Consider the following 10,991-nt stretch of genomic DNA (forward strand, 5'->3'; position numbering starts at 1 on the left):
CGTTGCCTGTACCGGAATCAACAGCGCGTCTTTCGCAGTGTCGCGCAGCAGATTAACTTGCGCGGTCATTGAGATGCGCAGGGTGTTATCGGGATTGGGAACATCGAGTAACGCATTGTAATAAATGGCGGCATTGGTACTGCTGGCCGGCGTACTTTCACTGTTGCCCATCAAGGCATCATCTTTCATCACTGATTCGGGTGCCAGTTCAATGCTACGCAGCGTCGCGTTGTAGCGTTTATCGGGATTGGCGAAGGTGGTAAACCAGGCTTGCTGGCCGGGGTGGATGTTGGTGATGTCCGCTTCGGAAACCTGCACTTTAATGGTCATGGTGCCCAGTTGCGCCAGCTTGGCGATGGTCGGCGCGCTCTGCGCGGCGTTAACCGTCTGGCCCTGTTTGGTCACGATGGCGATCACCGTGCCATCCATCGGTGCCATGATGCGGGTATAGCTGAGATCGAGCTGCTTCTTGTCCACCTCAATTTGTGCTTGAATGACGCGCGCTTTTTGCGCCGTCAACTCAGCACGTGCGGTGCTCCACGCTTCTGCCGCTTCGTCAAAATCCTGACGTGACACCAGGTTGGCTTTAATCATTTGCTGCAGGCGTTTGAACTGCGCATCCTGCCTGACCAACGTCGCTTCACGTGTTTCCAGATCGGCTTGCGCGACGCTCAGTGCAGCCTGCGCGTTGCGTAAATCACCGCGCTGTGGCTGGTCGTCAATTTCAGCGATCAGCTCGCCCTTACTGACGTTATCTCCGGCTTTGATATAGAGCTTTTTCACCTGACCTGAAACCTGCGCACCGACATTGACGCGCTCAATAGCGTCCATCTTGCCGGTCGCAGCGATGACGTTTTCGATGTCGCCTTGACGCACCACGGCAGTGACCAGTGGATTCGGTTTTGGTCTTGAACTGCTGTAGGCCCAGACCAGAATAATGATCGCCAAAATAGCGATCGCGACCAAAAGCCGCTTTTTAGAGGTATTCAACATAAGCATCCCTTTAATGAAGCGAGAATAGTAATCACTAAATGCAACAAACAGGAGAAAATTCGTCAGGATTTCTGCATTAAGTTGGGTGCGTTGAGAAAAAAATGAAAATTTTTCGAATAGAAATCGTCGTTGAGTTGTTTACCCCTAAACCACTCACTATTTGGGAAATGCTATGTCCGCTCCGGCCCGCCAAAACTCACGTCAACGCTATGACGCTTTCAGCATGACGCTGCACTGGATCACTGCGTTTAGCGTCATTTTTCTGTTTGCCTCGGCGCACATTTGGGAACAACTGGAAAAGGGCACACCGCTGCGCAAGGGTTTACAGGCTTGGCATATCTCTTTTGGCATTTTGCTGGCTTTGGTGATGATTGTGCGCCCACTGTGGCGTTTCTATTGCCAACGTCAGACGCATTTGGCCGTGGCACCAGCTGAAAGCAACACACCGATGCGCATCATCGCGCATGCCGTTCATGGCTTGTTGTACCTGTTATTATTCACTCAGGTTGTATTGGGTTTTCTGTTTCGTTGGGCGCAACAGGAACCGTTTGATTTCTTTGGCCTGTTCGATATTCCAACCTTTATTCATGTCGATACCGCACTGCGTCACACGCTGGCGGGATTACACAATAACGTTGCCTGGGCGCTGATTAGCCTGGCAGGCGCGCATGCGCTGGCGGCGTTACTCCATCACTACGTTCTGCGTGACAACGTGCTGCGCCGTATGCTGCCGTTGCGCGATTCGATGCCCCTCCGCGAGGATAAATGAATGATGAAGATGATGAATCAGGTTCGCTGGTTTGCCGTGCCAGTATTGCTGATGGTGTTACATGCACCGACTGCATTCGCCATGGGCGATGACGACAGTGACAAGAAAACCCCGGACTGTCCGAAAGGGCAGGTTTATGACAGCAAAACCAAATCCTGCGTGCCGGAAAAAACCAGCATGCTGAGTGATGAGGATAAGACGAATTACGCCTACCACCTGGCGAAAAAAGGCGAGTATCAAGCTGCGCTGACGTTACTGGATACGTTGCACAATCAGAACACCAAAGAGGCATGGAATTATCGCGGCTACGCCACACGTAAACTGGGCCGCACCGACGAAGGGATGCGTTACTATCAGAAATCGATCGCACTAGACCCCAAATATGCCAAAGTGCGTGAATATTTAGGTGAAGCCTGGATGATCAAAGGCCGACCGGATCTGGCTAAAGAGCAGCTCACTATCATCAAATCGCTGTGCGGTGTGAAGTGTGAAGAGTATCAGGATTTGCACGCGGCCATTAATGGTCACCCTGAGTCCTGATGACCGCTGTTGACGGAGGATAGAAACATTACCAGCACTGAAGTCCGTCAACATCTGGCGGCGCATCTGACGCGTATGTGGCGTTACGCGATGGTGTTATCGCGTAATAAAGATGTGGCCGAAGAGTTAGTGCAGTCCACTTGTGTCCGGGCGCTGGAACGCAGCGCCCAGTACACACCGGGCACACGCATCGATCGCTGGCTGTTCACCGTGCTGCACTCCGTGTGGATCAACGAACTGCGCGCGCAGCGGGTACGCATGGGGCAGGGATTCGTCGAGAGTGATGAATTGCTCGCTCCCGACCATCAGCAACACAATGAACAGCGCATGCAATATGCCAAAGTGATGCAACGGGTTGGGCAGTTGCCAGAGGCACAGCGCAACGCGGTATTTTTAGTTTATGTCGAGGGTTTTACCTATCAGGAAGCCGCCGACACGCTGGCCGTACCGATTGGAACCATCATGAGCCGCCTCGCTGCGGCACGCACTACTTTAGCCAGCGCAGTGACAGCGCGGCCTGCGGTACAGGAGAAACGCTTGTGAATGCACCACGATTTACCTCGCCCTATGCCGACGAAGCTATCGTTGCCTGGCTGGATGGTGAAATGCGCGCGGAGGATGCGCAGGCGTTTGAAAACGAACTAAAGCGCAGTGAAACGTTGTCAGCACGGACGGCTGAGCTGATGAAAAGCAATCAACCTTTTGCGGATGCGTTCGCGCCAATGCTGGATGAGGCGCCGCTGGAGCGTATGGAGTCACGACTGGCGTACCTGCTGGACAACACGCCGTCCGCACCGAAAAAAGAGACTGTTCAGGTTAGCCGTCGTGCGTTGATCGCAGCATCAGTCAGTTTTCTGCTGGTGGGCAGTGCCGTCGGTTTTTGGGCCAGACCCGTCGCGAAAGCTGAACAGGATGAGAGCGCGCGAATACGTGAACTGGAAGCACAATATATGTCGCTCTATAGCCCGGAAACGTTGACGGATGTCGACAGTTCGCCACAGGTGTTAGCGCGTTCATTACAACGCACGGCGCGCGACCTCGATCTGCGTCTGACGACTGAGCAATTGACGCTTCCTGAAGCGAGCCTGAAAAGTGTGCGTATGCTGCGCTACGACGATTCACTGATCACTCAAATCGCCTGGAATCACAGCAATTACGGTCCGATGGCCCTGTGTATTTCGCGGGAAGATGCGAGTAAACAGAGTGCATTGGCGCAGGAAAAACGGCACGGTATGAATCTGGTGTGGTGGCATCGCAGCGGATATCAGTACGTGCTGATTGGGCGCAATCCTGCTGATCAGTTAAAACGAGCGGCGCAGGTGTTGAGCGCCGCTCTGGTGTAGATGTACAAGGCAACCTTTGAACCGCCCCCGATTATGCCCCTACGACACTGCATCAAAATATCGTAGGGGCTTTTTTTATCGGCAGAACGCTTACGAGATCCCCAGCAGCTGTTTCAACTGCGCAATCTCAACGCGCCATTGTGTCTGCAACGTCGGTTTTTGATGTTTAGGCTTTCGCATCATATCTTCATCAAGCTTGCTCTCTAAATCGCACAAGGCCAATAGTAGTTCCTCCTCGTCGTTATGCGATTCGGCCGCCACGGGCTGAACGCTAGCAACACTTTTTTCTGACGGTTGTTCGGCCCCCATAAGTTCAGTCACTTGTGAAAAGTCATGCCACTCGCTCAGTTGCTGATCCTGAATCAGCCAGAAACGGTTACAGCTGCTGGCGATCAGATTGCGATCGTGCGACACCAGCAACACCGCGCCCTCGAACTGATTGAGGGCGGCTGCCAACTCCTCTTTACCCAGCATATCCAAATGGTTGGTAGGCTCATCCAGCAGCAATAAGGAATAGCGCGCGAGTGTCAGCCCGACAAACAGCAGACGTGAGCGTTCACCGCCACTCAGCGAGCCCACTAATTGCTGATGACGGAGATAAGGGAACCCCGCACCTATCAGAGCCATCTTTCGCTGGTCGTCACTCAGAGGGGCAAAATGCGCCAGTGCCTCGTTGAGGCTCTCCTCATCATGCAATTGCGTGAGGCTTTGGTCGTAATAACCTAGCTTTGCACGCGGATGAAACAGTGTGGTGGTCTCACGCTGGTATTCCAGCCAGAGTTGGCGCAGCAGCGAAGATTTCCCGCTGCCGTTGCGGCCCACTATGGCGATGCGGTCGCCGCTTTTAACCTGCAGGCTGGGTAACGAAAACAACGCAGGCGCGTTCTCCGCTGGGCGAATGTGCATTTCAGTCAGCGCCAGCACCCGATCGGCATCCAGCGCTTCTCCCAGCAGTTGAAGGCGCCATAAGCTGCCTTCGGTCAACGTGGTTTGTGCCTCTTTCAACCAACTGGCGCGTTTCTCCATTTGCTGCGCTTTACGCGACAGACCTTCGTTGTCGTAGGTACGTCCCCAAATTGCCAGCCGTTTGGCACTTTTTTCGACGCGCTCAATCTCATTCTGTTCTGCCTGATAACGTTGCGCATCGGTTTCATCCTGCTGGGCCAGCGCTTGTCGGGCAGCGGAGCAGGGCAGGCGGAAGAATTGCAGGGTTTGATCGCGCAGGATCCAGCTGCAATTGGTGACCTGATCCAGCAAGGTGCTGTCATGTGACACCAGCACAAAGCTGCCTTTCCAATTTATCAGGAACTGTTCCAGCCAAAGCAGCGTTGGAAGATCCAGATGGTTGCTGGGTTCATCCAGTAACAGCAGATCAGGCTGGAGAATAAGTGCACGCGCCAGCAGTAACCGCATATGTTGACCGCCACTCAACGTGGCTGCCGTTTGGGTATGCTGTTCAGCATCGAACCCCAGCGAAGAGAGTAGCGCTTCCGCTCGCCAGGCTTCACTGACCTGTTGCTGTTCTGGCAGACGCGCAATCACGCTTGTCAGCAGCGTGGCTTGCTGGAGCAGAGGGGGAAGATGTTGCTCAATTCGCGCCAGCAAACAGTGGTTGGCTAACGTAACGCTGCCCTGACTGCTTGCAAGTTCACCGCTGAGGATTTTTAGCAGGGTACTTTTTCCCGTGCCGTTATCACCGAGCAGCCCAATGCGATCACCTTTTTTGAGGCTGAAATTGATGTCGTGAAATAGGGTACCGAAGGCGTTATCAAAGCCGACAGCGTGTGCGGATAGTAATGTGCTCATGTGCTTACTCATAAGTTGCAGGCATGCGAACGCCTGACGTCAAAAACTGCTGACGACAACCCGGTAAGCCGGAGGAAGGGTTGAGAATTTCAGTAGACTTCGCTCAGGCGGATTATCGCAGCACGAATGCAGAGATAGCTGAGCGCGGCCAATTACTATAAAAGTGTGAGTAAATAAACAATTCACACGATGGCATAGTAATCCTCCTTATTTATCAGTAGTGAGTAGGGTGGGTTGATGATAGTCACCTGGGCTGGCATTATCCACAGAATATTCGCGATGTTGTGAAGCCACAGGCCATGCCCGGTCAAAAGATATGATTTTCCAACTTGCGTAGTGCAACGGTATCTCCCCCTGAACAGGTTCCTCAAGCTAGTGACAATTATTCTCGATTAGCTGGAGAAATCAGTACGTCAAATTTCAGATTTTATCTAAAGCTCCATTGAATGGTGATAACAAATACCGAGGGAATAATAATCCCCGATTCAATGCCGAAATAGGGTGTGAAATTATATTGAAAGCCATGATAAATATAGGGTGAGAATCCTATTCCGGTGGCCTTTTTAAAGTCGTGATAGGAACCGTGATCGCCACAATCCTTAAAGGCATCGAAAAAAAACTCACCGGTGTAGCCGTAGATACCTTTAAAGGTCCAGCCATCATCCCAGGTTTTCCAGTCTTTTCTCACCCCAAACGCAAGACAGCGATCGTCAAAGCTGTTTTTCATGGTGCCGATCAGGACGCTATAGGTGGAATCTTCGGACAATTTTCTTTCTACCGAAAAGAAGTTATTCTCAAAATTTTCAGTGTATTGCCCATGATTCCCGGTCAGATGATAAACGTAGGAACCCGTGTTGATGGAATATAGGTTAATTTCGCTCGCTGGGCACTGCAGCGAAATGAGTGTTAATACAATCAGTAAGCCCCATAATAATCTGAGATTTGTTCTGGGGGATTCTTCTGTTATTTCATTCATTTTTTCCTCACCACTGGCAATGCGATAATGAAAAAAGCGAACAGGAACCTGATGGGTTGACTCAACATGTTGATTGACAAGTCAGAATGATCAGAGCTTTGAAATTTCAGATAAAGATATTTTATACTGATGAAATCATAGACGATGACGTATTTTAGCAGCTTTTTTGAAAGGGCAATATTGCGAAGAGAAGCGCATTATAAACATGCCTGGTTATATGATTAATAAATAAGGGATTCGTTCAAATAAATCATTCATGTACACTTTTCACTGAATGATGTGTTCCTCATCCAATAAGGGGTAACCCGTGATAGGTTGCAAGCCTGCAAGTTATTGGTCATAAGCCGATTGAAGATTCTCCACCCCAACGCTGCAGCATAACCAGAATCTCACGCCCGGTTATGCTGAACTACACAGGGATGGAAAGTAGAATGACTTCATTACTGAGTGCAGTTTTAACCTTGATCCACCCAGATGAGCCTATCCACATCAAACCCCAGCCTTTGCGCGATAGCCAGGTACTGTTTTTTCACTTGATTCGGAAGCTTAGGCTCTCGCGACAAGATCCATAAATAACCCCGATTTGGACCGCTCACTAGCGCGTATTGATAATCATCATCCAATGCGATCACGTTATAGCCGCCATAGAACGGGCCAAAAAAGGAGACTTTAAGCGCTGCGGTATCCGATTTGCCGGTGAAATAGGCCTTGCCCTCACTCTCACTCCACTCTTTTTTCACCGAATCATATCCACGATTCAGCACGTTTATGCCGCCATCGTTGCGTTGAGTATAAGTGGCTGTGACATGATCTTTGCCGCGCTCAAAGCGGTGATCCAGGCGGGCGATTTCGTACCATTTGCCCAAATAGCGGTTGGCATCAAAAGGGCTGATAGGCGTGACACCTTTTGGTGGCGTCGGGGATTTACAGGCAACCAGCGTTAACGATAACGCGGCAAGTGCGGCGATGGGCCATATTTTCATTACTGCTCCTTTATCGATCCTGATCCGTATTAAAGGGTATGTCAGCATGATTATAGGCCAGAAATATCGAGGCGGCCCTTAGGCCACCTGATGCAGGGAATTATTTCTTCTCTTTATCTTCGTCAGCCGGAATCAGTGGCTCATCAATCGCAATAGAGGTGCCTGACTTTAACAACTGAATATCGAGTATCACGTAGGTCATGGTGGTGATAAACAAAGAAATCACGCTGCCAATTACGCCGCTGGTGGTAAAGGTGAAGTAGTTGTACATCACCACCCAGGTCACACAAATAAACAGGGCAAGCGCAACGTTAATGGCTGACTGTGAATAGTTGGTAGTGCGAGCGCCCATCTCATTGATTTGCTTATAGAGGTTGGTGCCAACGTATTTCTCTAGCACAAAAATGCCTTGATCCCAACTGCGCAGGCGTCGCGCGCTGCTGCGGGTGAAGAACAGGAATAACAACGAGACAAACAGACCGGAAAAGGCGATCAGCACGGGGACAGCTTCTAATGCATACACCAAACTTTTGTGGCTGGGTGCTTGTGCGGTGAGATCCAGCGTCAGCGAGGCGCCCAGGATGGCATAGAGGGAAATAAACAACGCTAAAAACACCGCATTGCGTTTCCAGTCGAGTTCCGCTTCGTGATTTTTCTGCTGCCGAGCGATGTCGAGGGCGTGTTGTAAACGCGTGTCGCTGGATTGGGTATCCACTTGCCCTATCTCTTCTCCGAGCAAACGGTGAATAAACGGCTGATCGGCCGAATCAATGGTGATGCGCATAACTATCCTGATGGCGTAACTATCGAGGTGCACAGTGTAACGCAATTTCGGCCGCAGGCAGGAATCTGCGAGACAACACGCAGTTTCAGTGCTGCAGTTGCTCATGATTTGCACATCATTTGTACACTTTACTCTGCGGTCACTGTCGGCCGTGTACAGCACGACGGAGGAATAGCCTATGTCGTACGTAGATGGTTTTGTCGTTGCGGTGCCTGAAGTTAATAAAGAGGATTACCGTGCCATGGCGGCCAAAGCAGCGCCGCTGTTTAAGGAGTTTGGTGCCACCCGCATCGTGGAGTGCTGGGCAGATGATGTACCTGAAGGCAAGCTCACGGATTTTTATCGGTCGGTGAAAGCGGAAGAGGGAGAAACAGTGGTGTTCAGCTGGATTGAATATCCCTCACGTGAAGTGCGTGATGCGGCCAATCAGAAAATGATGTCCGATCCGCGGATGAAAGAGATGGGCGAAAACATGCCGTTTGATGGCAAAAGAATGATTTACGGCGGTTTCTCGATTCTACTCGAAGAGTAATGTGCAGGGCGCGTCGGCGCCCTGCACATTTCTGTCGCGGTCAGGCATGCGAGAGGCTACGGCCACTGCTGACACTGTATGACGGTTCGATAACCATCGTGATCTTGATACGTTTTTCCGTTTTGATCCCAATATGGGTTGAACGAATCAATCTGTACAAATCCCGCCAATACCATTTGCTGGCATGTTTGCTGCCACCTATCACGCTCGGGTAAATACAGCACCAACAGATCTTCTGATGAGGGTGAAGGGATGACCGGATGCGAAGTGCATTGTGTGAATTCCAGATGCCAGGGCACATCTGCTTTTCCCAGCATCACGCCATTGAAGCCTTGGTGGTCTTCAAAGGCGCCAATCACATCCAGTCCCAATCCTGATTGATAAAGTTCACGACTGAGCTCCAGTTGTGAAACTGGTCGCGCTACGCGTAGGGTAAGTGTTGCCACAAGTTTAACTCCATGACGATGAGGTTTAGTCCTGTCACTCATACTGTAGCGGCGACAAAAGAGTGATGGCGCAATGCGTGCGCATTGTGTATTGGCGTTGCTAAATCGTCATGAATTAACGCTATTTTTTCTTAATTCTAAACGGGATGGAGAACATGATGAGCTATGTCAGCGAGATGAGAACCTTAGTTGGACATCGTATGTTGCTGCTTGTGGGAGCGAACGTCATCATCCTTGACGATAAGCAACGTATTTTACTACAACAGCGATTAGACGGAAGCTGGGGACTACCCGGTGGGTTGATGGAACCGGGTGAAAGCCTCGAACAAACCGCTGTGCGTGAAGTGAAAGAAGAGACGAATATTGATATCGATGAACTTCATTTTTTGAAAGTCTTTTCTGGCAAAGAATTTACTTTTACGCTTAATAATAACGATGAAATCAATGTTGTCACCGCCCTTTACTGGTCAAAAAAATGGCATGGTAGTTTAATAAATGATAAAAGTGAGGGGTTGTCATTGGCATTCTTCACCACTGATGATATGCCCGATAATATGAGCGAAGAGTATCAGCTCTACCTTCGTTACTTTGTCTCAAAATAAATCGTCATCAGATTGGATTACGTGGCCATACTCAGTACAATAAACGCCACTTCAACAAGGAGTTAACATGCTGGATATCATCCATTTTCCCCTGTTCCTCGTTTCGGTATTTCTGCTGTGTATCACGCCGGGTCCGGACCTCGCTTATGTGGTCGGGCAAAGCGTGGCCAATGGGCGACGCAGCGGCGTGATATCTGCGAGCGGTGTGGCGCTCGGCAGCTGTACGCATGCGTTGGCCAGTGCAATAGGCTTAACGGCGTTAATTACCGCCTCGCCGATGTTATTTACAGCGATTAAATATATCGGGGCTGCTTATCTTATTTATTTAGGTGGCAAGATGGTGTGGGAAACATTTATTGTCAAACCACAGGGATGTCGCTCACAGACTCAGGTGCCACGCTCCAATACACGTAATCTTTTAGTACGCGGTTTTATTACATCTATCACTAATCCCAAAGTGTTATTGTTTTTCATTTCGTTCTTCCCACAATTCGTCGTGGTAGAGGGTAACTATCATGCGAGTTCCTTCCTGCTGTTGGGACTAACATACGCGGTGATTGGGTTGATCACTGATGTGACGTTTGCCCTGCTGGCGGGCGGTGCTGCGAGTGCAGTATCGCGCAACATTACGCTGCAAAAGCTGCTGGATCGTATCGTCGGTATGACATTCATTGGCCTGGGAATTCGCCTGGCCCTGACCCGACGTTAAAAATGCAGAAGAGACAGCAAGTCTGATGATTGGCGATAGCGACTTAATCGGGTAACGTGAAGTGTCTTACGTTACCTACAAAATAATGACCGCACGCTAAGTTGCAGGAGAGCTCGTTCATGGCCGTTAATCCCAATATCATCGGCATCGTCAGCGATGAATTCACCAACCCAAATACCGTCACGATGCTGAATGAAATGACGCGCCAGTTAAACGCGCGTGGTTTAGTGACGCTGTTGCTGAATGTCGATTCAGCAGAAAGCTATCAACGTATGTTGCAGAATGCCGCATCTTTGCCGCTGGCGGGGTTGGTATTTCTGACATCCCTGTTTGAGGATGAATTGCATACCGCAGCAAAACTACTGCCTCACGTGGCGCCGGTGCCTTTAAGCCAGAGCCGTTAAGCTGGTGCTGAGGTCGTGCTTGCCGGTGGTTTCGATGCGGGTGCCGAGACGGGGTTATTGTTACTGTCTCAAGGACATCAACGCTTTTGCTTTATGCACAGTCA

General features: G+C 50.4%; 14 protein-coding genes. 8 read left to right on the forward strand and 6 right to left on the reverse strand.

The genetic code is table 11. From position 1 onward, the window contains the following. Nucleotides 1-993 (reverse strand): efflux RND transporter periplasmic adaptor subunit (locus RT340_RS18385; RefSeq protein WP_313377449.1); only part of this gene is annotated, 993 nt, incomplete at its 3' end. Nucleotides 994-1,165: 172 nt separating this feature from the next. Here RT340_RS18385 and RT340_RS18390 point away from each other — a divergent pair. From RT340_RS18390 to RT340_RS18405, 4 genes are all read left to right on the forward strand, one after another. Further along, the gene (locus RT340_RS18390; protein ID WP_097119060.1) at nt 1,166-1,762 is read left to right on the forward strand and encodes a cytochrome b; all 597 of its coding nucleotides are present in this window, start codon (nt 1,166-1,168) and stop codon (nt 1,760-1,762) included. Nucleotides 1,763-1,765: 3 nt separating this feature from the next. Beyond that, the gene (locus RT340_RS18395) at nt 1,766-2,302 is read left to right on the forward strand and encodes a tetratricopeptide repeat protein (RefSeq protein ID WP_082678128.1); all 537 of its coding nucleotides are present in this window, start codon (nt 1,766-1,768) and stop codon (nt 2,300-2,302) included. A 75-nt stretch (nt 2,303-2,377) separates the two neighbouring features. Beyond that, a complete protein-coding gene (locus RT340_RS18400; RefSeq protein WP_230599210.1) occupies nt 2,378-2,845 on the forward strand; it encodes a sigma-70 family RNA polymerase sigma factor in 468 nt (155 codons plus the stop codon). Beyond that, nucleotides 2,842-3,645 (forward strand): anti-sigma factor, encoded by an 804-nt coding sequence (locus RT340_RS18405; RefSeq protein ID WP_211729023.1) that lies wholly within the window; start codon nt 2,842-2,844, stop codon nt 3,643-3,645. Before RT340_RS18400 ends, RT340_RS18405 begins: the two co-directional genes overlap by 4 nt. Before the next feature lie 90 nt (nt 3,646-3,735). On the opposite strand, the gene RT340_RS18410 is transcribed toward RT340_RS18405, so the two are convergent. The 4 genes from RT340_RS18410 to RT340_RS18425 form a co-directional block, all read right to left on the reverse strand. Further along, complete coding sequence (locus RT340_RS18410) at nt 3,736-5,451, reverse strand: ABC-F family ATP-binding cassette domain-containing protein (protein WP_313377450.1); 1,716 nt, start codon at nt 5,449-5,451, stop codon at nt 3,736-3,738. A gap of 427 nt (nt 5,452-5,878) precedes the next feature. Then, nucleotides 5,879-6,427 (reverse strand): hypothetical protein, encoded by a 549-nt coding sequence (locus RT340_RS18415; protein ID WP_313377451.1) that lies wholly within the window; start codon nt 6,425-6,427, stop codon nt 5,879-5,881. 455 nt (nt 6,428-6,882) lie between these two features. Further along, nucleotides 6,883-7,410 carry an outer membrane lipoprotein Blc gene (gene blc, locus RT340_RS18420; RefSeq protein ID WP_097119063.1) on the reverse strand — a complete coding sequence of 176 codons (528 nt, stop codon included), beginning with the start codon at nt 7,408-7,410 and terminating at the stop codon, nt 6,883-6,885. A 100-nt stretch (nt 7,411-7,510) separates the two neighbouring features. Beyond that, on the reverse strand, nt 7,511-8,194 hold the full coding sequence (locus RT340_RS18425; protein WP_313377452.1) for a hypothetical protein: 684 nt from the start codon (nt 8,192-8,194) through the stop codon (nt 7,511-7,513). Between the two features lie 178 nt (nt 8,195-8,372). Between RT340_RS18425 and RT340_RS18430 the strand changes: the two genes are divergently transcribed. Then, nucleotides 8,373-8,726: a DUF1428 domain-containing protein gene (locus tag RT340_RS18430; protein ID WP_034829871.1), complete on the forward strand. Its 354-nt coding sequence runs from the start codon at nt 8,373-8,375 to the stop codon at nt 8,724-8,726. 56 nt (nt 8,727-8,782) lie between these two features. Here the strand turns inward: RT340_RS18430 and RT340_RS18435 are convergent, their stop codons facing one another. Next, nucleotides 8,783-9,172: a prolyl endopeptidase gene (locus tag RT340_RS18435; RefSeq protein WP_097119064.1), complete on the reverse strand. Its 390-nt coding sequence runs from the start codon at nt 9,170-9,172 to the stop codon at nt 8,783-8,785. Between the two features lie 155 nt (nt 9,173-9,327). On the opposite strand from RT340_RS18435, the gene RT340_RS18440 reads away from it, so the two are divergent. The 3 genes from RT340_RS18440 to RT340_RS18450 all read left to right on the forward strand — a co-directional run bounded on the left by RT340_RS18440 (nt 9,328) and on the right by RT340_RS18450 (nt 10,887). Then, on the forward strand, nt 9,328-9,774 hold the full coding sequence (locus RT340_RS18440; RefSeq protein WP_313377453.1) for an NUDIX hydrolase: 447 nt from the start codon (nt 9,328-9,330) through the stop codon (nt 9,772-9,774). 67 nt (nt 9,775-9,841) lie between these two features. Further along, the gene (locus tag RT340_RS18445; RefSeq protein WP_097119066.1) at nt 9,842-10,483 is read left to right on the forward strand and encodes a LysE family translocator; all 642 of its coding nucleotides are present in this window, start codon (nt 9,842-9,844) and stop codon (nt 10,481-10,483) included. A 119-nt stretch (nt 10,484-10,602) separates the two neighbouring features. After that, entirely contained in the window at nt 10,603-10,887 is a 285-nt protein-coding gene (locus RT340_RS18450; RefSeq protein ID WP_313377454.1) for a hypothetical protein, read from the forward strand. The last annotated feature ends 104 nt before the right edge of the window (nt 10,888-10,991 follow it).

Source organism: Pantoea sp. CTOTU50773 (assembly GCF_032082325.1).
GTDB classification, from domain to species: Bacteria; Pseudomonadota; Gammaproteobacteria; order Enterobacterales; family Enterobacteriaceae; genus Pantoea; species Pantoea communis.

Excerpts from the sequence above, each read along its gene's own strand:
- RT340_RS18390 (WP_097119060.1), top strand. The coding sequence starts at position 1,166 with ATGTCCGCTCCGGCCCGCCAAAACTCACGTCAACGCTATGACGCTTTC.
- RT340_RS18395 (WP_082678128.1), top strand. The coding sequence starts at position 1,766 with ATGAAGATGATGAATCAGGTTCGCTGGTTTGCCGTGCCAGTATTGCTG.
- RT340_RS18400 (WP_230599210.1), top strand. The coding sequence starts at position 2,378 with ATGTGGCGTTACGCGATGGTGTTATCGCGTAATAAAGATGTGGCCGAA.
- RT340_RS18410 (WP_313377450.1), bottom strand. The coding sequence starts at position 5,451 with ATGAGCACATTACTATCCGCACACGCTGTCGGCTTTGATAACGCCTTC.
- RT340_RS18415 (WP_313377451.1), bottom strand. The coding sequence starts at position 6,427 with ATGAATGAAATAACAGAAGAATCCCCCAGAACAAATCTCAGATTATTA.
- blc (WP_097119063.1), bottom strand. The coding sequence starts at position 7,410 with ATGAAAATATGGCCCATCGCCGCACTTGCCGCGTTATCGTTAACGCTG.
- RT340_RS18425 (WP_313377452.1), bottom strand. The coding sequence starts at position 8,194 with ATGCGCATCACCATTGATTCGGCCGATCAGCCGTTTATTCACCGTTTG.
- RT340_RS18430 (WP_034829871.1), top strand. The coding sequence starts at position 8,373 with ATGTCGTACGTAGATGGTTTTGTCGTTGCGGTGCCTGAAGTTAATAAA.
- RT340_RS18440 (WP_313377453.1), top strand. The coding sequence starts at position 9,328 with ATGATGAGCTATGTCAGCGAGATGAGAACCTTAGTTGGACATCGTATG.
- RT340_RS18445 (WP_097119066.1), top strand. The coding sequence starts at position 9,842 with ATGCTGGATATCATCCATTTTCCCCTGTTCCTCGTTTCGGTATTTCTG.
- RT340_RS18450 (WP_313377454.1), top strand. The coding sequence starts at position 10,603 with ATGGCCGTTAATCCCAATATCATCGGCATCGTCAGCGATGAATTCACC.